The organism is Paralysiella testudinis, from assembly GCF_016894345.1.
GTDB lineage: Bacteria > Pseudomonadota > Gammaproteobacteria > Burkholderiales > Neisseriaceae > Paralysiella > Paralysiella testudinis.
Window position 1 is genome coordinate 2,843,515 of record NZ_CP069798.1, and the last position, 23,811, is coordinate 2,867,325.

At 53.8% G+C, this 23,811-nt stretch carries 23 protein-coding genes and 2 pseudogenes; 11 read left to right on the forward strand and 14 right to left on the reverse strand.

All coding sequences use genetic code 11. From position 1 onward, the window contains the following. Positions 1 to 116: 116 nt before the first annotated feature. Complete coding sequence (locus JQU52_RS14370; RefSeq protein ID WP_230339126.1) at positions 117 to 2,516, forward strand: TonB-dependent receptor; 2,400 nt, start codon at positions 117 to 119, stop codon at positions 2,514 to 2,516. 537 nt (positions 2,517 to 3,053) lie between these two features. Here the strand turns inward: JQU52_RS14370 and JQU52_RS14375 are convergent. Then, a complete protein-coding gene (locus tag JQU52_RS14375; protein ID WP_230339127.1) occupies positions 3,054 to 4,445 on the reverse strand; it encodes a GntP family permease in 1,392 nt (463 codons plus the stop codon). A 300-nt stretch (positions 4,446 to 4,745) separates the two neighbouring features. On the opposite strand from JQU52_RS14375, the gene JQU52_RS14380 reads away from it, so the two are divergent. Continuing rightward, positions 4,746 to 6,767, forward strand: a complete 2,022-nt coding sequence (locus tag JQU52_RS14380; protein ID WP_230339128.1) for an acyl CoA:acetate/3-ketoacid CoA transferase — start codon at positions 4,746 to 4,748, stop codon at positions 6,765 to 6,767. 87 nt (positions 6,768 to 6,854) lie between these two features. Beyond that, positions 6,855 to 7,295, forward strand: a complete 441-nt coding sequence (gene gloA2 / locus JQU52_RS14385) for an SMU1112c/YaeR family gloxylase I-like metalloprotein (RefSeq protein WP_230339129.1) — start codon at positions 6,855 to 6,857, stop codon at positions 7,293 to 7,295. A 105-nt stretch (positions 7,296 to 7,400) separates the two neighbouring features. On the opposite strand, the gene guaB is transcribed toward gloA2, so the two are convergent. After that, positions 7,401 to 8,861, reverse strand: coding sequence for an IMP dehydrogenase (gene guaB, locus JQU52_RS14390; protein ID WP_230339130.1), 1,461 nt, complete (start codon positions 8,859 to 8,861; stop codon positions 7,401 to 7,403). A 230-nt stretch (positions 8,862 to 9,091) separates the two neighbouring features. Here guaB and JQU52_RS14395 point away from each other — a divergent pair, with 230 nt between their 5' ends. Both JQU52_RS14395 and JQU52_RS14400 read left to right on the forward strand, forming a co-directional pair. Then, complete coding sequence (locus JQU52_RS14395) at positions 9,092 to 9,535, forward strand: DUF4124 domain-containing protein (RefSeq protein ID WP_230339131.1); 444 nt, start codon at positions 9,092 to 9,094, stop codon at positions 9,533 to 9,535. A gap of 133 nt (positions 9,536 to 9,668) precedes the next feature. Continuing rightward, on the forward strand, positions 9,669 to 10,547 hold the full coding sequence (locus tag JQU52_RS14400) for a cupin-like domain-containing protein (protein WP_230339132.1): 879 nt from the start codon (positions 9,669 to 9,671) through the stop codon (positions 10,545 to 10,547). 184 nt (positions 10,548 to 10,731) lie between these two features. On the opposite strand, the gene JQU52_RS14405 is transcribed toward JQU52_RS14400, so the two are convergent. From JQU52_RS14405 to JQU52_RS14440, 10 genes and pseudogenes are all read right to left on the reverse strand, one after another. Next, a complete protein-coding gene (locus JQU52_RS14405; protein ID WP_230339133.1) occupies positions 10,732 to 11,613 on the reverse strand; it encodes a DKNYY domain-containing protein in 882 nt (293 codons plus the stop codon). A 134-nt stretch (positions 11,614 to 11,747) separates the two neighbouring features. After that, the gene (gene uvrB / locus JQU52_RS14410) at positions 11,748 to 13,781 is read right to left on the reverse strand and encodes an excinuclease ABC subunit UvrB (protein ID WP_230339134.1); all 2,034 of its coding nucleotides are present in this window, start codon (positions 13,779 to 13,781) and stop codon (positions 11,748 to 11,750) included. A 165-nt stretch (positions 13,782 to 13,946) separates the two neighbouring features. Further along, a complete protein-coding gene (locus tag JQU52_RS14415) occupies positions 13,947 to 14,441 on the reverse strand; it encodes a CRTAC1 family protein (RefSeq protein ID WP_230339135.1) in 495 nt (164 codons plus the stop codon). Beyond that, a complete protein-coding gene (locus JQU52_RS14420; RefSeq protein ID WP_230339136.1) occupies positions 14,366 to 14,929 on the reverse strand; it encodes a hypothetical protein in 564 nt (187 codons plus the stop codon). The genes JQU52_RS14415 and JQU52_RS14420 overlap by 76 nt, the downstream gene beginning before the upstream one ends. Positions 14,930 to 15,219: 290 nt before the next feature. Continuing rightward, a complete protein-coding gene (locus tag JQU52_RS14425; RefSeq protein ID WP_230339137.1) occupies positions 15,220 to 15,543 on the reverse strand; it encodes a glycine cleavage system H protein in 324 nt (107 codons plus the stop codon). Continuing rightward, a complete protein-coding gene (locus tag JQU52_RS14920; protein WP_407947616.1) occupies positions 15,540 to 16,073 on the reverse strand; it encodes a hypothetical protein in 534 nt (177 codons plus the stop codon). Before JQU52_RS14920 ends, JQU52_RS14425 begins: the two co-directional genes overlap by 4 nt. Before the next feature lie 27 nt (positions 16,074 to 16,100). Further along, positions 16,101 to 17,057 (reverse strand): annotated as a pseudogene (locus JQU52_RS14925) (hypothetical protein); the annotation flags it as partial. Positions 17,058 to 17,288: 231 nt separating this feature from the next. Next, positions 17,289 to 17,690 (reverse strand): annotated as a pseudogene (locus JQU52_RS14930) (Mu transposase C-terminal domain-containing protein); the annotation flags it as partial. Continuing rightward, entirely contained in the window at positions 17,687 to 17,935 is a 249-nt protein-coding gene (locus JQU52_RS14435; RefSeq protein WP_230339139.1) for a helix-turn-helix domain-containing protein, read from the reverse strand. The gene JQU52_RS14435 and the pseudogene JQU52_RS14930, both read right to left, overlap by 4 nt. Positions 17,936 to 18,091: 156 nt before the next feature. Next, a complete protein-coding gene (locus JQU52_RS14440; RefSeq protein WP_230339140.1) occupies positions 18,092 to 18,430 on the reverse strand; it encodes a hypothetical protein in 339 nt (112 codons plus the stop codon). A gap of 190 nt (positions 18,431 to 18,620) precedes the next feature. Between JQU52_RS14440 and JQU52_RS14445 the strand changes: the two genes are divergently transcribed. From JQU52_RS14445 to JQU52_RS14455, 3 genes are all read left to right on the forward strand, one after another. Next, a complete protein-coding gene (locus JQU52_RS14445; protein ID WP_230339141.1) occupies positions 18,621 to 18,836 on the forward strand; it encodes a DDE-type integrase/transposase/recombinase in 216 nt (71 codons plus the stop codon). Then, the gene (locus JQU52_RS14450) at positions 18,790 to 19,158 is read left to right on the forward strand and encodes an integrase core domain-containing protein (protein ID WP_230339142.1); all 369 of its coding nucleotides are present in this window, start codon (positions 18,790 to 18,792) and stop codon (positions 19,156 to 19,158) included. Before JQU52_RS14445 ends, JQU52_RS14450 begins: the two co-directional genes overlap by 47 nt. 97 nt (positions 19,159 to 19,255) lie before the next feature. Then, positions 19,256 to 19,762 (forward strand): S24 family peptidase, encoded by a 507-nt coding sequence (locus JQU52_RS14455; protein ID WP_230339143.1) that lies wholly within the window; start codon positions 19,256 to 19,258, stop codon positions 19,760 to 19,762. Positions 19,763 to 20,219: 457 nt separating this feature from the next. On the opposite strand, the gene JQU52_RS14460 is transcribed toward JQU52_RS14455, so the two are convergent. Continuing rightward, the gene (locus tag JQU52_RS14460; protein ID WP_230339144.1) at positions 20,220 to 20,753 is read right to left on the reverse strand and encodes an alpha/beta hydrolase; all 534 of its coding nucleotides are present in this window, start codon (positions 20,751 to 20,753) and stop codon (positions 20,220 to 20,222) included. 20 nt (positions 20,754 to 20,773) lie between these two features. Further along, complete coding sequence (locus JQU52_RS14465) at positions 20,774 to 21,559, reverse strand: exodeoxyribonuclease III (RefSeq protein ID WP_230339145.1); 786 nt, start codon at positions 21,557 to 21,559, stop codon at positions 20,774 to 20,776. 112 nt (positions 21,560 to 21,671) lie between these two features. On the opposite strand from JQU52_RS14465, the gene pyrE reads away from it, so the two are divergent. The 3 genes from pyrE to JQU52_RS14480 all read left to right on the forward strand — a co-directional run bounded on the left by pyrE (position 21,672) and on the right by JQU52_RS14480 (position 23,568). Beyond that, on the forward strand, positions 21,672 to 22,313 hold the full coding sequence (pyrE, locus tag JQU52_RS14470; RefSeq protein WP_230339146.1) for an orotate phosphoribosyltransferase: 642 nt from the start codon (positions 21,672 to 21,674) through the stop codon (positions 22,311 to 22,313). A gap of 70 nt (positions 22,314 to 22,383) precedes the next feature. Next, positions 22,384 to 22,677, forward strand: a complete 294-nt coding sequence (locus JQU52_RS14475; RefSeq protein ID WP_230339147.1) for a hypothetical protein — start codon at positions 22,384 to 22,386, stop codon at positions 22,675 to 22,677. Positions 22,678 to 22,872: 195 nt separating this feature from the next. Then, positions 22,873 to 23,568, forward strand: coding sequence for an alpha/beta hydrolase (locus tag JQU52_RS14480; protein WP_230339148.1), 696 nt, complete (start codon positions 22,873 to 22,875; stop codon positions 23,566 to 23,568). The last annotated feature ends 243 nt before the right edge of the window (positions 23,569 to 23,811 follow it).

Below are 23,811 nucleotides of genomic sequence, written 5' to 3' on the forward strand. Positions count from 1 at the left end.
GGCCAAAAAGATGCGAGTGCCTTATTCTGTGAACAAGGTACTTGCGTCATTCCGCCGCAGTTCAATATTAAAATTAACTGATATAATATAACATTTGTTAATTTTAGATAATCATTGTGAATATTCAACAACACCAAACCGCACTGGCCATCGGCGCTGCCTTAGCCGCTTTCACCACCGCTGCACAAGCACAAACCGATTCCGCAGCTGCCGCCTTGGCCGATATCGAAGTAGTAGCCACCCAAGCCGCACCCACTGCCAAAGCGCTGTTTATGGGCACCCAATCGGTATTAAGCGGTCATGAACTGCAAAACAACCGCGCCGCCACTTTGGGTGCCACCACCGAAAAAACCGCCGGAGTACAAAGTGAGCATTTCGGCCCCAACGCCGGCCGCCCCACCATCCGCAGCCTGTCCGGCTCACGGGTGCAAATTCTGGCCAATGAATTATCACTGCAAGACGTCGCCGTAATCAGCGGCAACCTGCCCACCCAAATCGAGCCGTTTATGGCCGACAACATCCAAATCATCAAAGGCGCAGCCTCAGTGCTGTATGGTGGCAGTGCAATTGGCGGTGCGGTAAATGTAGACGATGGCCGCATCCCCACCCAAATCAGCGGCAAACGTTTTGGCGGTAAAATCGATATCAGCGGCGGATTCAACAGCCCCAACACACAAATGTTCCGCCTCGACGGTCACAACGACAGCAACTGGGCATGGCACCTAAGCGGCTTGCAGCGCCAAATTTCCGCCTACCGAATTCCCGGCCAAACCAAAGCCGCCGCCTGCTACGACCACAACGAAGCCGGCAGCGACAGTGTTCTGCGCGACATGTGCCAAATGAATATGCACATTCAACGCGGCGGCAGAAACCCGGCATGGTTTCCTTATTTAAACCGCTATTTTGTCAACAATCCGAGCGAGCTGGAAAGCGAAATGGATCGCTACACCACCCAAGCTGCTAACCTTTACGGCATCCCCAACCCGGCCAATCCCCTGCACACCCCCAATGCCGGCGCCTATCTACCCGACCAGAAAGGCCCGCTCACCGACATCGTGCCCATCCCCGACGGCAAAATCCCCAACAGCCATTTAAAAACCCAATCCTTCACCCTAGGCACCAGCCTGATTGGCGAAGCGGGTTATATCGGCATGGCCCTGAGCCGCTACCGCACCCACTACGGCGTGCCCGGCTTTGTCTACACCGATGCTTGGAACAACGACAAGCAAGCCCGCATAGGCTATGCTCCGGCCAATATCCGCGCAGACCAAACCCGCTGGGATTTACGCGGCGCCCTCAACCGACCCTTGCCCGGCATCCGCCATGCCAGCCTGAGCTTAGGCTATTCCAAAGCCCAAAATAGCGACTATCTGGGCGATACCTTGTCCAGCGGGCTGGACAGCACCAGCAAACAACTGCGCCTGGAAGTGAGCCATGCCAAATGGGGACCGCTGGAAGGCACTGCCGGCGTGGCCATCAACCATCGCGACATCCGCAGCAGCGGTGAAGACGCCTATATGCCCAGCGTGCGCAGCCAAGAGCGCGGCCTGTTTATGCTGGAAAAAGCCAATTTCGACCCTTTCTATATCGAAGTCGGCGCCCGCTGGGACAAAATCAAACACCGCCGCCTGCCCGACAACTACCAAGACGGTAAAAATTGGGCCGACTACCTCAACCACCCACACGATTTTTCGCTGCAAAACCAACACATCGGGCTGCAATGGCAAGTAAACGACTATTGGCAACTCAAACTGCAGCGCAGCTGGTCCGAGCGCGCACCCGAAGTCAACGAACTTTATGCCAGCAACCGTCACCTAGCCACCTTATCGGTGGAAGAAGGCAACCCAAATCAACAAAAAGAAAAAGCCCATGCTTGGGAGCTGAGCAGCCAGTTGGATTGGCACAACTTTTCTGCCCATGCCGCCGTCTACCGCAGCCAATTTAAAAACTACAGCTACCTGGCCTACACCGGCTTAGGCATCAGCCGCCCTAATACCGACCCCAACAGCGGCCGCCTGCTCATCCGCCAATGGCGCCAGCAAGACGCTACCGTCAGCGGTGCCGAAGTCGACCTGCGCTACCGCCTGCCCGCCCACACAAGCGGCCAATGGAGTATCGGCGTATTTGGCGACTGGGTACGCAACCGCCCACGCCACAACAACGAAACCCCGGAGCAACGGCTGGCAGGCGATTACATGCCCGGCATGCCCACCTCGCGCTATGGCGCCGAGTTGGCCTGGGAGCGCCAAGGTTGGCGTGCAGCGGTGGGAGCCGTGCATTACCAAAAACAGAAAAACGTAGGCAAAATCATCAACAGCGAGCCCATTCTGCCCGGCTATACCCTGATAGACGCCCACCTATCCTATAGCCACAAAACCCGCCTCGGCGAATGGGAATGGTATCTGGACGGCAAAAACCTCACCAACCGCGAAGCCCGGCCGTTTAACTCCACCCTAAAATACCTCGCCCCCTTACCCGGCCGCGCCATCAATACAGGCATACGCTGGCACTTTTAAACAAAGCATTCTGCATAGGTATGATTAGCCAACTGCGAACTGAACCGCGCCGATTTTATGGGTGCCGGTTTATCTTGAGTCAAGCCGCTTTAGCCGAGTATTCCAAAGGCATTCCACGGTACAGCAGGCAACGCGGCAGCCATTGCGCAACAAAGCCTCCAGACTTTACGTGTACCGTAGATTTGGTGGCTCTGCTGCCGGATGTTGCGGATAAAGATTGCTGTAGCAGCTATTCATCTTTCAGGCAGCCTTAAAAATAACCTAACTGCGTTGGCTCGCCTTAGCTCAAAGAGAACGATTTTGTAAGGTGCTAAAGCACCAACAAACTCTGTTCCGTACTAGGTGTACTGTCTTCGGCTCAGCTCAAAGAGAACAATTTACTAAGGCGCTGAAGCACCAAGTAAATCAGTTCCGTCTTGTTATCTTATTTTTTCGAATTGGTATAATACACCCATATAAAAAACAACGCCCCGCCAAGCTGCTGTATTTTCAGGCAGCCTAGCGGGGCTTTAGCATCAAACTAAAACGTGCTAAATCTTAAAACGAACCGAACATAGTGCCCAGTGTAATTACCGCAATCACCGCCACCAACGGAATAACAATGGTTACCATGCCGATATTCAGGTACGACTGGCGATGGTTCAAACCACAAATCGCCAACAAGGTAATGATGGCGCCGCAATGCGGCAAGGTATCGAAACCACCCGCGGCCATCACCGCCACCCGGTGCAGCAATTCCGGGCTGATGCCGTGGGCTTCGGCCATGGCCAGATAGTCTTTGCCCAAGGTTTGCAGGGCAATACTCAGGCCGCCGGAAGAGGAGCCGGTAATCCCCGCCAGCGTACTCATGGCCACGGTTTCGGAAATCAGCGGGTTGTTGGGCGACACATTCAGCACCGCATTGCGGATAAGGGCGAAACCGGCCATGGTGGCAATCACCGCACCGTAGCCCACTTCGGAAGCGGTATTGAAAATGGGCAGCATCGAGCCGTATACGCCTTTATTCACGCTGGTCTGCAAATGCTTCCAGTGCGCCCAGCGCGCCACCACCAACACCGTACAAGCCACCAACAGCGAAATAATAATCGACCACAAGCCCAGTTGCGACGCCACTTTCAAATTGGGGAATTTCTCGTTCACAAAAGCGAAATCCATATTGGGGAACACCCCATAAGTGAGCACCGCATTAACCCCAATCACCAACACCAAGGGCAACACGGCCAGCCAAAACGGCATGTGTTGGGCATTCACGTCGTGCAAATCCACCGCATCGTTGCCGTGATCACCATAGCCTTCACCGGCAGCACGGGCTTTTTTAGCCCGCTGGTTCAGCCAAAACCAGCCGCCGAAAAACATAATCAGGCCACCGATAATCCCCAGCCCCGGCGCTGCAAACGCATTGGTGCCGTAATATGGAATGGGAATGGCATTTTGAATCGCCGGGGTGCCGGGCAAGGCCGTCATGGTGAAGGTAAACGAACCCAGCGCAATGGTGGCCGGAATCAGCCGTTTGGGAATATCGGCTTCCTGAAACAGCATTTTGGAAATCGGGAAAATGGCAAAAGCCACCACAAACAAAGACACACCGCCATAAGTGAGCAAGCCGCAGGCCAAAATAATGGTGAGAATGGCATGTTTGGGGCCAAGCAAGCGCATGATGTATTTGGCAATCGACCCGGCGGCACCCGAATCGGCCATCAATTGCCCAAACAGCGCACCCAGCAAAAATACCGGGAAAAATTTGAGCAGATAGTTGCCCAAAGCACTCATAAAGGTTTCGGTGTAAATGGGCAGCATCAAACCGCCTTCGCCGCTCAACACCACCGCCACCGCCGCCATCAGCGGCGCCAACAACAGCACGCTGTAGCCGCGGTAGGCAAAAAACATCAGCAACAGCAAAGACACCACAATGGCCAGTACGCTTAACATAACGTTTCTCACTTTCTTATTATTTTTCGGCAATGGCGTTACCCAATCAGGCAGCCACATAAAACGGATATTTTTGAACAAATTAGCACCGCCACACACAGATACATGCTGCATAGAGCCGATGACAAAATAACCACAATTCACCTATACTGCAAGCACTGTCCGCGTAAATAATAACGTGCCGCCAGCAAGGTATTGTGCTTGTTCATAAAAAAACAATGCGCTTAATTACAGGCAACTACATCGGCTGCAATGGATTATGAGTTGCTTAATAGCGCCATTGCCACGGAGAAAAGAAAAATGACCCATCCTGTCCACCCCATCACCCAAGCGCCGCACCAGGCCGACAATGGCAAAGTGGTTTCCCTGCGCGAAGCGGCCATGCTGATTAAAGACGGCGACACCATCGCCACCGGCGGCTTTGTGGGCATTGGTTTTGCTGAAAACGTGGCGCGTGCCATTGAAGAGCGCTATACCGAAACCCGCGCCGCCAGCAGCGATGGCCATGGCAGCCCGCGCGACCTCACCTTAGTGTATGCCGCAGGCCAAGGCGACGGCCGCGAATGTGGACTCAACCACTTCGGCCATCTGGGCATGGTGCGCCGGGTGATTGGCGGCCACTGGGGGCTGGTGCCGCGCCTGCAAGAGCTGGCAGTAACCAACCAGATTGAAGCCTACAATCTGCCGCAAGGGGTGATTACCCACTTATTCCGCGATATTGCCGCCGGCAAGCCCGGCACCCTTACCCATGTGGGGCTGGGCACCTTTGTCGACCCCCGCTTTGGCGGCGGCAAACTGAACGAGCGCACCCAAAACGACTTAGTGCAGCTGATGCACATCAACGGCGAAGAATATTTGTTTTACCAAGCTTTTCCGATTAACGTAGGCATTATCCGCGGCACCACCGCCGATGCCGACGGCAACATCACCATGGAAAAAGAAGCGCTCACCCTAGAAGCCCAGGCCATTGCCATGGCGGCGCGCAATAGCGGCGGTATTGTGATTGCCCAAGTGGAGCGCATTGCCGAGCGCAACAGCCTTAATCCGCGCGAAGTCAAAGTGCCGGGCATTTTGGTGGATTGCGTGGTGGTGGCCGAAGACGCCGCCTACCACATGCAAACCTTTGCCGAGCAATACAACCCGGCCTACACCGGCGAAATCCGCGTGCCCATGTCGGCGCTCAAAGCCATGGCCATGAGCGAGCGCAAAATCATCGCCCGTCGCGCCGCCATGGAGCTGCGCACCAATGCGGTGGTGAATCTGGGCATCGGCATGCCCGAAGGCATTGCCAACGTGGCCGCCGAAGAGCGGATTATCGACCTGATGACGCTCACCGCCGAGCCGGGCGTGATTGGCGGCATTCCCGCCGGCGGTTTGAGCTTTGGCGCCGCCACCAATGCCCACGCCATTATCGACCAGCCCAGCCAGTTCGATTTTTACGACGGCGGCGGCTTGGACATCGCCTTTTTGGGGCTGGCGCAAGCCGATGGCGAAGGCAACCTGAACGTCTCCAAATTCGGCGCCCGCTTGGCCGGTGCCGGCGGCTTTATCAATATTTCCCAAAATGCCAAAAAAGTGGTGTTTGTGGGCACCTTTACCGCCGGCAAGCCCGACATCACCTTACAAGACGGCCAACTGCGCATTGCGGGCGACAGCGGCGCGCGCAAATTTGTGGCGGCGGTGGAACACCGCACCTTCAGCGCCGAGCAAGCGCGCAAACGCGGCCAAGCCGTGATTTACATCACCGAACGTTGCGTATTCGAGCTGGGCGCCGAAGGCCTGGTGCTCACCGAAGTGGCGCCCGGCATCGACATCGAACAAGATATTCTGGCACACATGGCCTTCAAGCCCGTGATTCACGGCCAGCCGCGCTTAATGGATGCGCGTATTTTCCACGACAGCCCCATGGGGCTGCGCGAGCAAATGTTGCAACGGCCATTGGCCGAGCGTTTAAGCTATGATGCACAACAAGAATTGTTTTTTGTCGACTTTTCCGGCCTCGCCATCCGCAGCCGCCACGACATCGACGCCGTGCGCACCGCCGTGGATCAAGCCTTGGCACCGGTGGGCCACAAAGTGTATGCCATCATCAATTACGAGCGCTTCGACATCCTGCCCGAACTCATTGACGACTACCTGGCCACCGTCAAAGCGATTATGGCGCAGCACTACCACCACGTTACCCGCTACACCGGCAACAGCTTCTTACGCATGCAGCTGGGTGCCGGCTTCCAACAACAGCAAATGGAAGCCCAGCTCTACGAAACCGCCGCCGCCGCCCAATCCATGCTCAAGCCCGACCCCGGCCAGCCCGCAGATTAAAGCCCTTGATAAGGAGGCTGCCTGAAGCCGGAATGGCGACACAACACCGCTTTCAGGCAGCCTTGTTGAACAGTACAAGGATTCCCCATGCCCGCCCCCTTGATTGGCATCCACCACATCGCCCTGATTTGCAGCGACTATATTCGCGCCAAACATTTCTATACTCAGGTATTGGGCGCGCGTATTTTGGCCGAACACTACCGTGCCGATCGCCACAGCCACAAGCTGGATTTATGCCTGCCCGACGGCAAACAGCTGGAGCTGTTTTCCTTTCCCAACCCGCCGCCGCGCCGCAGCCATCCGGAAGCCTGCGGCCTGCGCCATCTGGCTTTTGCAGTGGCCGACTTGGATGCCATGATTGCCCATTTGCAGCAACACGGCGTGGTATGCGAGCCGGTGCGCCGCGACGAATACACCGGCAGCCGCTTTACTTTCTGCGCCGACCCCGATGGCCTGCCGTTGGAGTTTTATGAGGTGTTTGATGTGGCAGATGATGGAAGGCAATCCATTGCCACCGCCCCAATCTAAACACCACAGCCACAAAAAAGGCTGCCTGAAAGTTTCAGGCAGCCTTTTTTAAACATTTCGCCGCATGACATCAATAAATACACGGCAACAGCATTTTAATCCACATCAACGCACTTGGTAATTGGGCGCTTCTTTGGTGATTTGTACATCGTGCACATGTGATTCGCTCATGCCGGCCGAGGTGATTTCCACAAATTCGGCCTTGGCATGCATATCGGCAATGGTGGCGCAGCCCAAATAGCCCATACTGGAGCGCAAGCCGCCCACCAATTGGTGGATAATCTGCACAATCGGCCCTTTGTAGGGTACGCGGCCTTCGATGCCTTCGGGCACAAATTTGTCGGCGTTGGATTCGTTGTCTTGGAAATAGCGGTCCGACGAGCCTTGGCTCATGGCACCGAGCGAGCCCATGCCGCGATAAGACTTATAAGAGCGGCCTTGATACAGCTCGATTTCACCCGGTGCTTCTTCAGTACCGGCAAACATACCGCCCAACATCACTGCCGAAGCCCCTGCCGCCAGCGCTTTGGCCAAGTCGCCGGAAAAGCGCACGCCGCCATCGGCAATCAGCGGCACGCCGCTGTCTTTCAGCGCTTCGGCCACATTGTGAATGGCCGTGAGCTGCGGCACGCCCACACCCGCCACAATGCGGGTGGTGCAGATGGAGCCGGGGCCGATGCCCACTTTAACGCCATCGGCACCGGCAGCCACCAAGTCCAACGCCGCTTGTGCGGTGGCGATATTGCCGCCAATCACATCTACTTGCGGATAATTTTGCTTCACCCAGCGCACGCGATCCAATACGCCTTGGCTGTGGCCGTGGGCAGTGTCCACCACAATCACGTCCACACCGGCGGCCACCAGTGCGGCCACACGTTCGTCGGTTTCCTTGCCCACACCCACGGCAGCGCCCACGCGCAAACGGCCATCGGCGTCTTTATTCGCATTGGGAAAAGCGGTGGTTTTGAGAATGTCTTTTACCGTAATCAGCCCTTTAAGCTCCCAAGCGTCGCTCACCACCAGCACGCGCTCGATTTTATGCGCGTGCATCAGCTCGCGCGCGTCTTCAATGCTGGTGTGTTCGGTGACGGTAATCAGGCGTTCGCGCGGGGTCATAATGCTGGCAATCGGCGCATCCAAGCGTTTTTCAAAACGCAAGTCGCGGTTGGTTACCAAACCCACCACTTTGCCGTTTTCCACCACCGGCAGGCCGGACACCTTGTGCTTGCGCTTGGTGTCGATTAAATCGCGCACCAGCATATCGGGGGTCACCGTAATCGGATCTTTCACCACCCCGCTTTCATGGCGTTTCACTTTCGACACCGCCCGCGCTTGGCGCTCGATGCTCATGTTTTTATGCACAATACCGATGCCGCCTTCTTGCGCCATCGAAATCGCCAGCCGCGCCTCGGTAACGGTGTCCATGGCGGCGGAAACCAGCGGCAAATTGAGCTGGATATGGCGGGTGAGCGGGGTTTTGAGGATAACGTCGCGCGGCAGCACTGTAGAGTGAGCGGGTACGAGCAAGACGTCGTCAAAAGTGTAGGCTTTTTCGACTATACGCATGATTTTATTGGAGGCTCTTGAGGAAAGGGGGAGATGTGGCGCATTATTTTAACAGCAAAACCGCCGCGCCGCAAAAACGCCGCCACGCCAGACTGTTATTTTTTGAATGGATACCGTACAATACGGCCATATTGCTGTAAAAGCTGCTTAATTATCTTTAAATTGTGGCCATTACCAAGCTGTAAAATCCGCTAAATCAGGTTTCAAAAACAAGAGAAAAAGGGATGCTCATGAACAAAAACCTACTGCTGCTAACTTTGGCGCTGAGCGTATCGGCCTCTTTGGGCGCCAAAGAAGTGTTCAACTGGAAAGACAGCCGCGGCGTCAACACCTATTCCGATGTACCGCGCAATCTGCAACCGGCGCAAAGCAATCTGATGAACGTCAACACGCAAACGGTTACCCAAGCGGTTCCACCCGCAGCAACTCCCGGCGCACAAACCGCTTCCGGCTCCATTGCCGAGCAGCAATTGCAGCTGAGCCAACAAATTGCCGCGCAAAATAAGGCCATCGAAGCAAACAACAAAAAAATCGAAGACGCCAACCGCCAGCAGAAAGAAGACAACTGCAAGGCCGCCCGTCTGAACCGCGCCGCTGCCGAAGGTGCGCGCACCGAAAACCGTGCCGCTTTCTTGGCGCGCTACGATGCCGATATCCAGAAATTCTGCCAATAAAATCGTCAGCATTTAAAAAATCGGTTTTGGCTTTGCAACAACGCCATTTAGCTGCACAGAAACGGCGTTTCCCCGCCGCCCAAAGTTTATTAAAATCATCTCTTTTGCACCAAGCCATTTACAACAATAAATCATGGGTTTCAAACTCACCCCGATAGATGTGGTCGAGCACATCAGCCAAGAAGATTTCCGCCGCCATTATCTTAAGCCGCGCCGCCCGCTGGTGATCAAAAACATGACCCACCACTGGCTCGCGCATGGCAAATGGTCGCTCGATTATATGAAAACCGTTGTCGGCGACATCACCGTGCCGCTGTATGACAGCCGCAAGGCCGACCCCGCCGCGCCCATCAACGCCGCCAGTGCCCAGATGAAATTCGGCGACTACATTGATCTGATTCAGCGCACACCCACCGATTTGCGTATTTTTCTGTTCGACCCCATCAAACACGCCCCCGCCCTACTTGGCGACTACCGCTTTCCCACCGATTTGATGGGTGGCTTTCTCGACAAACACCCCAACCTGTTTTTCGGTGGCGAAGGCTCGGAAACCTTCCTGCATTACGACATCGACATGGCACACATTTTCCACACCCATTTCGGTCGCAAACACGTTATTCTGTTTGACCATAAATGGAAAGAGCGCCTCTACCGCATTCCCTTTGCCACCTACGCGCTGGAAGACTACCACGTGGATGCACCCGACACCCGCCGCTTCCCCGCCCTCAAAGGTGTAGAAGGCATCGAATGCTTTTTGGAATACGGCGACACCTTATTTATGCCCAGCGGCTGGTGGCACTGGATGAAATACCTTAATGGCTCGTTTTCCCTCTCCCTGCGCGCCTGGGACGAAAGCTGGGCAGTCAAAACCCACAGCCTGTGGAACCTCACCGTACAACGCAGCTTCGACAATATGATGAAAAGCCGCTATCAACAACGCTATATGGGCTGGAAAGAAAACCTAGCGGTGAAACGTGCCGAAAACGCATTAGCCAAGGGATTGCCACGTTGAAGTTAAATCAATCAAGCCATTGATGAAGAAGGCTGCCTGAAAACCCTATTGGCTTTTTCAGGCAGCCTTCTTAACTTATAACCATAAACCATCATAGCACACCAGATTTTGGCAAAGTGGTGCGTGGGCCGCATCGACACTTGCTCGCGCATACCCCGCCCGCTGCCGCCGAATCCGCCAACCATTATTTGCTGCCGGCTTTTACCTTTTTCAAAATATGCGCATAGCCTTGGTGCCTGATTCTGGCGTTTTTGGAAACATATTCCGCCCTATTATCCCTGGCCCGATGCGCCTCACATCTTCTTTCGTTTTTGGTCAGCACTTCAAACGTATCCACATCCGCCACATCCGCCAACCGCCCGTTAAACCAAATGCCGTGGCCGTCTTTGGCAAACAGCCGGTCTATCACGGCAAACGTAGCCGCATCGGCTGCGATTTTTCCGGCATAGAAATAAACGCTGTTTTTATCTTTGGCATAAATCTCATTCAACACTTGAAACGTAGCCACATCGACATCTCTGAGCGCAATAAAGCAGCCGTCATGGTCAAAATTAAAGCCGGACACCTTGGTATTGTAAACAGGGTAGTCATACAAATCTTTATCATCTTTAAAATAATAAAAAATCCGGTTTTCGCTTTGATAATGATGGGCAGAGAGCGGTTGCAGCCGCCGGTAAAAACCTTCAGCGCAATTCCACCAAGCCGCCTTATCACCATGATTTTGCGCAAGATAGCGCTTGATTGGCTCGGTTTCCTGCGTCATATTGATAACGTTGCAATATTCAATAAAATGCCCGTTGTAGTGATACAGATTTTGCAGGTCGGCAAAATAATCACCGCTGATGGTGGCCGGCAGAAAAAACAGATTATCCATATCGGCCGCTGCAAAAATCTGCAAGCCCTCCCCGCTGCCGCTCAGCGCATAAACAGCATGTGCATCTTTGGCCAAGCAGTGGGACACCACTTCAAAAGAAGCATAATCCGCACCGGGCACCTTGGCCGGCTTATAGAAATTTTTTATTTTCCTCCGGAAAAGACACTTACAGTTCATTTTCAGCCGCTGCAACAATCTTTTTAGAAACTGGCCCCAATACCGTGCACTGTGAAATCAATAATTTTAATGATTCCTTATTATTCATTAGGATACCCATTTTTATTAAGATTTCCCTTTTCCAGAATTAATGTTTTTTCAGGCAGCCTTCACTCCCCCACCGCCCCAAACAACAACCCTTCCTTAATTCCCCGAATCTGATCACGGATTACCGCGGCTTCTTCAAACTGCAAATCCCGTGCGGCGGCTTGCATGGCTTTTTCCAGTTTGGCGATTTCTTTGATAGCGTCTTCTTCGTTGTGGATGGCATTCACTTTTACTTTGCCGCGGCCTTTGCCTTTGCCGCGTTTGCCGTTGTCTTCGCCGTATACGCCGTCAATAATGTCTTTCACTTTTTTCACGATTTGCTGCGGGGCGATGTTGTGCTCGGCGTTGAAGGCGATTTGTTTGTCGCGGCGGCGGTCGGTTTCGTCGATGGCGGCTTTCATGGAATCGGTGATTTTGTCGGCGTATAAAATGGCCAAGCCGTTTACATTGCGCGCGGCGCGGCCGATGGTTTGGATGAGGCTGCGGTGGCTGCGCAAAAAGCCTTCTTTGTCGGCATCGAGAATGGCCACCAGCGATACTTCGGGAATATCCAAACCTTCGCGCAAGAGGTTGATGCCCACCAGCACGTCAAACAGCCCCAAGCGCAAATCGCGGATGATTTCCACGCGCTCTACGGTGTCGATGTCGCTGTGCAGATAGCGCACTTTCACGCCCAATTCGCTGTAGTAATCGGTGAGCTGCTCGGCCATGCGTTTGGTGAGCGTGGTAACGAGTACGCGCTCGCCTTTGTCTTTGCGGATGTTGATTTCGCTGAGCAAGTCGTCTACTTGGGTGCCCACGGGGCGGATTTCGATAAGCGGGTCGACAAGGCCGGTGGGGCGCACCACTTGCTCCACCACTTGGCCTGCGTGTTCGGCTTCGTATTTGGCCGGGGTGGCAGACACAAAGATGGTTTGCGGCATGATGCGCTCGAATTCGGGGAATTTGAGCGGGCGGTTGTCGCGCGCGGAAGGCAGCCTGAAGCCGTAGTCGACCAAGTTTTGTTTGCGGGCGGCATCGCCTTTATACATGCCGCCCACTTGGGTAACGGTAACGTGGCTTTCGTCGATAAACATAATCGCGTTTTTGGGCAGGTAGTCCATCAGCGTGGGCGGCGGCTCGCCTTCGGGCTTGCCGGAAAAGTGGCGGCTGTAGTTTTCAATGCCTTTGCAAAAGCCCATTTCATAGAGCATTTCCAAGTCGAAACGGGTGCGCTGCTCGATGCGCTGCGCTTCCACGGCGCGGCCTTCGCGGGTGTAAAAGGCGATGCGCTCGGCCAGCTCCAGCTTGATGGCTTCGCAGGCGCGCAATACGGTGTCGCGCGGGGTAACATAGTGGCTGGAAGGGAATACGGTGTAGCGCCCCACGCGCTGGTGCAGGCTGCCGGTGAGCGGGTCGAACAATTGCATGCGGTCAACTTCGTCGTCAAACAGGCTGATACGCACGGCCACTTCGGCGTTTTCCGCCGGAAACACATCAATCACATCGCCGCGCACACGGAAGGTGCCGCGGGCAAAGTCCATATCGCCGCGCTCGTATTGCATTGCCACCAGCCGCGCAATCACTTCGCGCTGGTCGATTTTCTGGCCTTCTTTCAGGTGCAGAATCATTTGGTGGTATTCGTTAGGGTCGCCAATACCGTAGATGGCCGACACGGTGGCCACAATCACCACATCCGGGCGCTGCATTAGGTTTTTGGTGGCGGAGAGGCGCATTTGCTCGATGTGCTCGTTGATGCTGGAGTCTTTTTCGATAAACAAATCGCGGCTGGGCACATAGGCTTCGGGCTGGTAGTAATCATAGTAAGACACAAAATATTCCACCGCATTTTCGGGGAAAAATTCGCGCATTTCGGCATAAAGCTGCGCCGCCAGCGTTTTGTTGTGCGCCATGATGATGGCCGGGCGGCCGCTTTGGGCAATCACATTGGCCATGGTGTAGGTTTTGCCGGAGCCGGTTACGCCCAAGAGCGTTTGATAAGCCAGGCCGTCGTCCAGCCCTTCGAGCAGGCCGGCAATGGCGGTGGGCTGGTCGCCCGCAGGTGGAAACGGGCGGTGTAGTTTAAAGGGCGAATCGGGGTATTGGATGATGTCCATGTTTGGGCTTTGCAAGGCGGGTAATCAGTATAGGGCTGCCTGAAAATGCGGCAGGGCATAGAAAGCAAATGGCGGCGAATGGGGCGGCAATCAAGGGGTGGGATGGTATCGGCGGCTATTGTTGTTTCAGGCAGCCTGTTAGGCTGCCTGAAAGTTTATGTGTATTTAGGGTTGTTGGATGCGGTGATAATGGCCGGTATCCAATTCTACGGTTTGCGGCTCGCCACGGCCACACCAGCGGATGCTGAGGCGAGCCGTTGACGCGGTATCGGTGCCAAGGCCGAACAGCAAGCGGCGGTCGCCTTGGGCGGCCAGCCCGTTGTTGGCATACACTTCGCGGTGTTGGGCGTGGCCGCCGTGGGCGGGCAGCAGGGTGACTTTGGTGCCGAGGGCATCGCGGTTGCAGCTGCGGCTGTTGCCCACCAAGTCCAGCCCCAGCCAAGCGGCGGCTTGGCTGTCGTTGCGGTAGAGCGAAGGCGGGGCGGTCATGTGGGTAATCAGCACGTCCAGATCGCCATCGTTATCAAAATCGGCCAGCGCCACGCCGCGCGAGGTGCCGGTGCGGGTGAGCCCTACTTGTTCGGCTACATCAACAAAATAATCGCCTTGGTTGAGATAAACGCGGTTGGCTTCGTTGCCGAAAATACAGCGGCCGCGCACATCGGCCCAGCGGTCGGCATAAACGACACTTCGCGGATGGTGCAATCGCGCATAATCAGCATCGGGCCGCTTACTTCGTGGCCGTTTACTGTTGCGGTGGCACCGGAGAGCAGCTCTTCATAACGGGCTGCCTGAACGTATGCCGACATCTCCCACGGAAAGCCCTCATCCGATGCTGCTGCCACCGCTTGTCCGTGCTCATTGCCCAGCAACGTGCCGCTGGCCAGCAGGCCGTCGGCGGTCACGCTTAATTCGGCCACCCCGGCAATGCGCCCGCCGCTGTGGTCTACCAGCACGGCGGTTTTGGCTTTGTATTGGATGCCCTCAAAGTCCACCACCATATTGATGTCGCCCAGCACAAACGGGCGGCCACTGTTGGCAATGCCCGAAAAACGGCGCGGCTCGGTGGCCACAGTGGCGGCAACAAACGCAACATCGGTGCCGGTGGCGAGCTTGAGATTTAAGGGGGTGGGGTTTGGCGTTTTCATGTTGCACATTGTGCCGGGCAAAAACGCGTGTGGTGTCTTGGCGGATGTCAGTACAAAAAAAGCCCCGAAAAAGAGATTTTCGGGGGCGGGAGTGTTTTGTGATTGTGCGTGCGATGCCAAACCATGTTTAAACCATGTTTAAACTCGCGTCAGATTGCGTTGCAGTGGGTGGGTAATACCTAACCATACCTCACGGCTTAAAACGGCTTACAGGGCGATTTTGGCGGGTTTTGAAAAAGACAAACCCCGCCGGGGTGGCGGGGTTGGATTTAATTTGGTGCTGTTGGGTTTCAGGCAGCCTGTTGTTGCCGGTAGCGGGGGTCGGATTGCAAGGCTGCCTGTAATGCTGCCTGGTAGGGTTTGACCAACTCAAGTTCTTGGCAGGCCTGCATGATTAAATCATATACCGGCATAAAATAGGCGGCCGACAAACCGGTTATTGATAACACATCCCAGTTACTATATTCAAATTCTTCGGCGTAGTCGGGTGCAACATCAGGCAAGTGATGCAACAGGTAATCAAATAGTGCAGCAGCAGTTGCCTTGCTGCCCAAAAATACCTGCACCAAGTCCCCATTTTCTCTCCGCACAAACAATTCGCTTGGTATGCTCATGATGATTCACTCACTATCAATTTGATTTGATTCTGTTGTTCTTTGGTCAAGGATAACACATACGACAATAAACGAGCACGATTTTCAGTATTTAGGTGGCGCAAATCAAGTGGCACAATGTCGGATTTAAGCAAATGTAGTTGGATTCTGCGCTGTTTGTCTTTCCATCCATCAGTAGTATGCGCAAAAAAGCGGTTAAGATTATGGATGCTCTTTGTATCATCAATATCTGCAGTAAACATAAAATCCAGTGTCTGCCATTGCTTTTTGGGCAACTTATTATCTGTTATATAGTAATCAGGCTTGCCATATTTATTCCCGACACCATCGTATGGTTGCAAACGTACACCGAATGCTTGTTCCCACTGTGCGGCCGCAATAGCCTCATGTTCACGCAGCAAATTATCTCCATGTGCACTCATCAACCGTGCCACTTCGTTTCGTTGCGCAGTTGATGGCAGTGTGGTCAACTCCAGTGTTGGCGGCATCTGCAAGCGGTTTTCTAACCACACTTCACGCGCCGCTACCATTTTGTCTAGCGCATCCGCATTATGGCGCTCGCCAAATAATGCTTCCAGCGCCCCCACCGGGTCGTTTTGATATTCGCTGTCAAATGTGGTGTGGCCGTCACGCGCGCGTATTTTCATCAGCGCCAACACGTCGCGGGCCGCCCAAGAAGTGTGTGCGCCTTGTTTCATTTCGATTTTGTGCGCCTGATAAAATGCATCGGCTACCGATTCGCCATCATTGCGATAAAGCTCTTCCCATTTTTCCCACAGCACCATATTGTCCGGCCATTGCAGCATGGCTTTAAATTTGATGCTGCGCCAAAACGGGTTTTTAAGTGTACGCGACAGCACACTGTCGTAATGCAAGATAGTGCCGATATACACCACATCGTATTTCTGCCCCACACCGCCCAAAGGCAGCACCGTTTTTTTCAGCCAAGCCTCGGTTTTGTCGCGTTGTTCGGGGTTGCGCACCTGTTCGTCGTTTTCAATATCATCCAATACAGTCAAATCAGGCCGGTATGGTCCGTGGCGCAAACCACGAAGTTTTTTGCCGGAGCCTGCCACCTGCACTTTGATGTCGTTGGCCGTCACAATCGTACCTGCCTGCCATACACGGCCTTGCCCTGCGGCATCAGGAAAGTCGGTTTTAAAACGCGGGTTAAATTCCAGCTCGGCCTTAATCGCTTCCAGCATCGGGTAGGCTTGGTCGATACTGTCCATCACAATCACGCAATAATGCTTTTGGCCGGTCACAATACAATAAAGCGTAAACAGCTGCGTCACCTGTGTAGACTTACCCTCACCACGCGGCGCCCCGATGGCTTCGGGGCAGCCTTCCGGTGCGCGCAACACTTCAGGCAGCCGCTTGAATAAATACCGGTGCAGCTCGGATTTTTCCGCCGAACGGATATAATGCGGAAAGTAGGTGCTAACGAAATATTCGTAGCCGCCTACCGCCACTTCTGCTGCCTTGGGTGTTTCAGCTGCTTGCAACACAGCCATAGATGCTTTAGCTTGTGTTTTCAAATCCGCCATATCCAGCACCATGCCGCCAAGATTAAGGCGGGTGTCTTGCTGCTCGATATAGCGCACCGGCCGGGCGGCTTCCACGGTGTCCGCTTTTTTGCCCAAGCGCTTAAGCTGCGCATCCACCCGTTTTTCCTTGGCCTGTTCGCGCACCGATACCGGCATATAGTCGGTATTGTTGCCGTTCCATTCCGCCGTACACACCGGGCGGCCGCAATCGTCGTAAATCCACACCGTTTCGGCGTTGTGGATGTCGTAAGCCACCCGCACCAAATCGCCGTGATACTCTTGTAGCGCCTTACTGAAGTAATGGTTGTTGGCAAACCGCACCCGCCCGCGCTCCACCGTGCACAACACTTGCGGCATAAACAACATATGCTTTTCTTCAGGCAGCACCGGCACCGTTTTGGCACCCTCGCTTATCTTCAGCGCCCATATTTCATTCGGCGTCATATGCTCACGGCGCTTGCCACCTTTACCGCCTTTGCCGTCAACTTCGATAAAAGGCCAGCTTTCACGCTTTACCTTGTCCCCAATACCCACTTTTGTTTTAGGTAAACAAGTAAGCTCAAGTGCAACTAATTCGGCCACAGAGTAATGTGTTTTCATGTGACACCATCCTCATACAAATACCGGTAACGTGGCCTGATTCGCTTACCATCCTTAGTCCACCTATCTGGCCATAATTCAAACAGCGGTTTTTTCATCACTTTGGCAATTGCTCGCTCCCCAGATAGGCTAGGGCTTCGCAATGCCAAGCGCACCGCCGATTCACCAACTTTTGCCTCTCTCGCCACATCAGCCAACGTATAGCCAGCCATTCGCAGCTTTGCCTTAATCAATTCCGGATGCATAACCCCTCTCCTAAAAAATCACTTAATCGGCCATCCGGCCAAACCGGACGGCCTATTAAATAATCTCCTCCCTGCGGAACCAATAATCCGCATTTCTTGGCTTTTTTCCAAATTGTTAAAGAGCAGTAGCAAATCAGGTACAATTATTTAAAGTTCTTATTTGCCAGTTTTAAACATAGTAAAGAAGTAAGAATACAAAGCAAATAAACTGTTTAGTCCCTGAATTTTATGGAGTATCATTACCCCAATTAAAAGAGACCGACTTATGGCAAGCATATTGCATGGTAACGCCAAGACTACGCCTAGAATCAGAAAAGAAATACAAGAGTCTGAAGAGAGCATCGCAGCGTTAGCTAAAAATACAATATTAATTTCAAAACCGTTCTCTACTGGAAACACGCAGATTCGGTCGAAGATAAAAAGTCCGGCCCCAAAACCCGCCCCAGCGTGTTGACCGAATCGGAGCAGCAGGCAATCTGTACCGTCCGGCGACATCTGCGGCTGTCATTGGACGAGCTGTATATCATCTTCAAGCCCAATATTCCAAAGCTGAGCCGCTCCAATCTGCACCGGTGCTTGCAACATCACGGATTGTCGCGCTTACCCAAGAATGAATCCGATGGCCAAAAGGTAAAAAACATTCAAACAATATCCGGTTGGCTTTGTCCATATCGACATCACCGAGGTGCGTTGTGAAACCGGCAAGCTGTACCTGTTTGTCGCCATCGACCGCAAAACCAAATATGTTTATGCAGAACTTCATCCGCGTATGACGCAGAAAACCGCCGTTTCTTTTCTGCGCAACCTACAACAAGATTGTGTGTTTAAAATCACCCATATCCTAACGGACAACGGTGCGCAGTTTACCCTACAACTTGCTGAGCCAAGCACAACGGCCTGATAAGGAGCATCCGTTTGACGAGCTTTGCCGGCATTTGGGCATTGAGCACCGTACCACGAAATTCCGTCATCCATGGACGAACGGGCAGGTGGAGATTACCAACAAGATGCTGAAAGAGGTAACGGTCAAACGCTTCCACTATGAGCATCCTGACGAACTTAAACGGCACTTGATGGTATTTTTGCTGTATTACAACCATCAACGCCCCTTACGGTCGTTGAAGTACAAAACGCCTTGGCAGGCTTTGGAAGATTGCTATAATCTAGAGCCTGAATTGTTTCGTGAAAATCCATTCCAGAAGATTATGGGTCTTAACACTTAGCCTGATTGAGGAAACCGGGCTGCCTGAAACAGAAGCAGTACCGGTAGGCAATGCGATTGCCGGGCGATCAGTGTCGCAACGAAGTGCAGAAGGCCCCATGCAAGACGTACCTTATATGATGCAGCCCATGGTGGCGGGCTATGATGATTGGGCTGCCGAACAAAACCCGCAGAAAATCGTGCCTGTGCGTTACCACGTCAATGTATTCGGCAGCGCGGGCAGCGGCTATGAGCTGTTTGAAGACGCCGCCACCGAAGCCATGTGGTTTCGCGCCTCGTTCTTTGAATACTTGGAAACATCCCCGCAAAAATGCTTCTGCACCCGCGTAAAAGGCGACAGCATGCACCCCACACTGATTGATAGGGGCACCGTGCTATGGCAAATGGCCAACCGCTACACCGCCGAAGGCATCTACTTATTCCGCCAAGTCAACGAACTGCGCATCAAACGCCTGCAAATGGTCAACAGCCACACCATCCGCATCATCAGCGACAACGCAGATAAAGGCATTTACCCCACCACACTGCTGAATTTATCCGAGCTGCAAGAACACGAGTTTGAAATATACGGCCGCTACCTCTGGAATTGCGGCATCGCCCGCTAAGCTGAACCATAAATAATCAGTTTCCAATCACTTTAAGACAAAAAAAGCGCAAAAATGATTAAAAAGTAATCATTTTTGCGCTAATTTTTTGCATTTTCAATTTCCGCCAAATTTCCGCCTTGTTTTTGATTCCATTAAATTTTTACCCGTTTTCGGTGTCCCCATGCCCGTGACAAAACAATCACCCCCCCCCACAGCCATCAACACGAAAAATCAAATATTTGATTTGACAGTAAATTTGTTATTTTCAGAAATGTGCGAAATAAGCAAAGCGCTGCTTTGCACTGGGCACCCGCCTGCGCGGGTGCGACAGATATCTGGTTTTGCAAAGGTCTCAGCCTAAAACAGAATACCCCACTCGGTTGTCTTGCCCATATAAAGAGCCTGCTGGAATCATGATTTCCAAACAGGCTTTATCGCATCAAGCAACACATCGGTGCCAACCATTCTGAGCCGGCTAACTCAACAGCATTTCCTGCAGCAATTTCATTCCCCATTGCCAGCCGTGTAAATCACCGTTTAAATGCCCTGCTTGCGGCGCGGTAAAAAAGCGGGCGCCCCAGTTGTGAGCCAAGCCGCGCGCCCATTCGGCCGGGCATTGTTCATCGTTGGCACCCACCACCACGGCGGCGCGGCCATTCAGGCGGGCGCGTAACAGAGTGTGGTGAGCATCCTCGCGCCAGGCGCTTTGGCTGGGTGCGGCCAGAATGGTGGCGCGTAAGGCTTTTTGGGTAAGGATGTCGGCTTGATACAGCCACGCCATCAATGCCAAAGCACCGCTGCCGTGGGCCACCACGGCCACGGTGTGGCGGTTGGTGCCATGCCAAGCTTGTGCCACGCTGGCCTGCCACGTTTCGATGTTGTCGTGTGCGTTCACCGATAGCGTGTGCACGGTTGGATAGCTTAGCGCCCAGCGATCCAGCCACATCGGCGCTTCGGCGGCATCGCGTATCAGCAATAAATTTAAGTCTTCCAGTTCGTTGCTGCGCATGGGTTTTGCATTCCTAAAATCTATGCAAGGCTGCCTGAATAATCGTAATCCACCACCAAGGGCGCGTGGTCGGAGAATTTTTCGTCTTTATACACATGCGCTTGGGTGGCAGTGGCGGCCAGTGCCGGGGTGCACATTTGGTAGTCGATGCGCCAGCCCACGTCTTTGGCATAGGCTTGGCCGCGGTTGCTCCACCAGGTATAGCCGGGGATTTCCGCATATAGGGTGCGCCACACATCCACCCAACCCAGCTCCTCAATCACCCTTGTCAGCCAGGCGCGCTCTTCGGGCAAAAAGCCGGAGTTTTTCAGGTTGCCTTTCCAGTTTTTCAGGTCGATATTGTGGTGGGCAATGTTCCAATCGCCGCACACCACCACATCGCGCCCGGCGGCGTGTAAATCGGCCAGCATCGGCAAAAACGCATCCAAAAAACGGTATTTCACCGCTTGGCGATCTTCCGAGCTGCTGCCAGACGGCAAGTACAACGAAATCACCGTGAGGCGACCAAAGTCGGCACGTACATAGCGGCCTTCGTGGTCGAATTCAGGCAGCCCCAAGCCCACTTGCACCGCATCGGGTGCTTGTTTGCTGTAGATGGCCACGCCGCTGTAGCCGCGCTTTTCGGCGGTGTGCCACACGCCGTGCATGCCGTGCGGGCGCCGCATGGCTTCGCTCATATCGGCTTCTTGCGCCTTAAGCTCCTGCACGCACACAATGTCGGCGTTGACTTTGCCCAAGTATTCCAAAAAACCTTTGTTTGCCGCCGAGCGGATGCCGTTTACATTGGCTGAGATAATGCGCAACACAACTGTCCTTTTGCTTCAGGTAAAATAGAAAAATTATTTCAGGCAGCCTGTAATGTGTGTTTTCAGGCAGCCTGTTGAATCCACCCGCATTGTAACGATTTAAGGACGCCCCATGTCAGACTTTCGCCAACAATTTCTCCACTTTGCCCTACAACAAAACGTTTTGAAGTTTGGCGAATTCACCACCAAAGCCGGGCGCTTGTCGCCGTATTTTTTTAATGCGGGGCTGTTTAACGATGGCGCCAGCACGCTGCAATTGGCGCGTTTTTACGCCCAAGCCATCATCAACAGCCAGTTGCCGTTTGATATGCTGTTCGGCCCCGCCTACAAAGGCATTATTTTGGCCGCCGCCACCGCCATGATGCTGGCCGAGCAAGGCGTTAACGTGCCGTTTGCCTACAATCGCAAAGAAGCCAAAGACCACGGCGAAGGCGGCGTATTGGTGGGCGCGCCGCTGCAAGGGCGGGTGCTGATTATCGACGACGTGATTTCCGCCGGCACTTCGGTGCGCGAATCAGTGCGGCTGATTGAAGCCGCCGGTGCCGTGCCCGCCGGGGTGGCGATTGCGCTGGACCGCATGGAAAAAGGCAGCGGCGAATTATCGGCCGTGCAGGAAGTAACCGAGCAATACGGCCTGCCGGTGGTGGCGATTGCCAACTTGCAAGACTTGCTCACCCTGATTGCCGACAACGACACCTTGGCCGCCTACCGCGCACCGGTGGCCGCCTACCGCCAGCGCTACGGCGTGATTTGATACCCAATCCAAACGGCTGCTGGTTTCTTCAGGCAGCCTAATTATCCACCCGCCACCCAACAAGCCTGCCATGACCACCAACACCCTGCGCCGCAAAAACCTTACCCTACGCTGGCTGCTGGTGTGCCTGCTGCCCGCAGCCACCATCGCGTTTTTTCTGCTCAATCCGCCCGCCTCCCCTTTGCGCCACCTGATTAACGGCATTGTGTTGGTATGTGAAGCGGTGTTTTTGCTCAAGTGGGTGCTGTTTGAAGCCATTGGCCATCACCTCAAACAAGAACATGCACTGAAGCGCCAAACCCTGTGGCTGCTGTTGCCCATCAGCTTGTTGGCGGCGTATTGCGTGTTTTATTTTGTGGCCTAAATTCACCTGCTGCATTTTCAGGCAGCCTGGGATGGATTGATTTTTCAGTACACATGCCGATTGGATTAGCGCAAACCACCCGGCAGCATTACAATAGCGCACCACTAGGCCAAGCAATCGTGTTCGCGGTTGGTGATTGCCGCGGCAGTGGCTGCCTGCATTGCTACATTCACGTATTTTCTTAAGGAAAACAAAATGACAAACAAACCGACCATTGTTCTGGTACATGGTTTTTGGGGTGGCGCCGCTCATTGGGCCAAAGTGATTTCCCTGCTGCATGCACAAGGGTTCGATAAACTGTATGCGGTGGAAAACCCGCTCACCTCATTGGCCGACGACGCCGAGCGCACCCGTAAAATGGTGCAGCAAATCAGCGGCCCCGTGGTGTTGGTGGGCCATTCTTACGGCGGCAAAGTGATTACCGAAATGGGCGATTTACCCAATGTGCAGGCGCTGGTTTATATCGCCGCTTTCGCGCCGGATGCGGGCGAGAGCGCCGGCGGCATCAGCCAAGCCAACCCGCCGCAAGCCTTTGCCAATATCCAGCCCGACAGCGACGGCTATTTGTGGGTGGCGCAAGACAAATTCCAGCAAAGCTTCTGCCAAGACATGAGCGCCGAAGAAGCGCTGGTGATGGCGGTTACCCAAAAAGCACCCGTGGGCAGTACCTTCGGCGATTCGGTAACGGATCCGGCCTGGAAGAAAAAACCCTGCTGGTATCAAATTTCCACCGCCGACCGCATGATTAACCCCGAAAACCAAAAAATGATGGCTAAGCGCATGCAGCCGCGCAAAACCATTACCTTAGATGCCAGCCACGCTTCCTTGGCTTCACGCCCACAAGAAGTGGCCGAGTTGATTATCGAAGCGGCCAACGCCGTGAGCCAATAAGCAACACCTGCGGGCAGCTTGGCTTGCCCATCAGCCCCACAACCCACAGCAAGCGCACAAGCTTGCTGTTTTCTTTTACTTATCAATTCAGTACATTTTTCAATTCAGTGCATTTTGGCTGGTATCGGCACAATTTAGCCGCCTCCACGCCCCAGTTTTAGGCTGCCTGAAAACACCGGCACTTTCTTTTGAGCAAATACACCAAAAAAAGCCAATGTAAACATTGCCCGCACAGAACTTTAA

Excerpts from the sequence above, each read along its gene's own strand:
- JQU52_RS14920 (WP_407947616.1), bottom strand. The coding sequence starts at position 16,073 with ATGGTAGCGGCGCGTGAAGTGTGGTTAGAAAACCGCTTGCAGATGCCG.
- JQU52_RS14380 (WP_230339128.1), top strand. The coding sequence starts at position 4,746 with ATGACCCATCCTGTCCACCCCATCACCCAAGCGCCGCACCAGGCCGAC.
- JQU52_RS14375 (WP_230339127.1), bottom strand. The coding sequence starts at position 4,445 with ATGTTAAGCGTACTGGCCATTGTGGTGTCTTTGCTGTTGCTGATGTTT.
- gloA2 (WP_230339129.1), top strand. The coding sequence starts at position 6,855 with ATGCCCGCCCCCTTGATTGGCATCCACCACATCGCCCTGATTTGCAGC.
- JQU52_RS14435 (WP_230339139.1), bottom strand. The coding sequence starts at position 17,935 with ATGCATCCGGAATTGATTAAGGCAAAGCTGCGAATGGCTGGCTATACG.
- JQU52_RS14420 (WP_230339136.1), bottom strand. The coding sequence starts at position 14,929 with ATGAAAACGCCAAACCCCACCCCCTTAAATCTCAAGCTCGCCACCGGC.
- JQU52_RS14425 (WP_230339137.1), bottom strand. The coding sequence starts at position 15,543 with ATGAGCATACCAAGCGAATTGTTTGTGCGGAGAGAAAATGGGGACTTG.
- JQU52_RS14400 (WP_230339132.1), top strand. The coding sequence starts at position 9,669 with ATGGGTTTCAAACTCACCCCGATAGATGTGGTCGAGCACATCAGCCAA.
- JQU52_RS14480 (WP_230339148.1), top strand. The coding sequence starts at position 22,873 with ATGACAAACAAACCGACCATTGTTCTGGTACATGGTTTTTGGGGTGGC.
- JQU52_RS14395 (WP_230339131.1), top strand. The coding sequence starts at position 9,092 with ATGAACAAAAACCTACTGCTGCTAACTTTGGCGCTGAGCGTATCGGCC.
- JQU52_RS14475 (WP_230339147.1), top strand. The coding sequence starts at position 22,384 with ATGACCACCAACACCCTGCGCCGCAAAAACCTTACCCTACGCTGGCTG.
- JQU52_RS14460 (WP_230339144.1), bottom strand. The coding sequence starts at position 20,753 with ATGCGCAGCAACGAACTGGAAGACTTAAATTTATTGCTGATACGCGAT.
- JQU52_RS14440 (WP_230339140.1), bottom strand. The coding sequence starts at position 18,430 with ATGTCGCCGGACGGTACAGATTGCCTGCTGCTCCGATTCGGTCAACAC.
- uvrB (WP_230339134.1), bottom strand. The coding sequence starts at position 13,781 with ATGGACATCATCCAATACCCCGATTCGCCCTTTAAACTACACCGCCCG.
- JQU52_RS14455 (WP_230339143.1), top strand. The coding sequence starts at position 19,256 with ATGCAAGACGTACCTTATATGATGCAGCCCATGGTGGCGGGCTATGAT.
- pyrE (WP_230339146.1), top strand. The coding sequence starts at position 21,672 with ATGTCAGACTTTCGCCAACAATTTCTCCACTTTGCCCTACAACAAAAC.
- guaB (WP_230339130.1), bottom strand. The coding sequence starts at position 8,861 with ATGCGTATAGTCGAAAAAGCCTACACTTTTGACGACGTCTTGCTCGTA.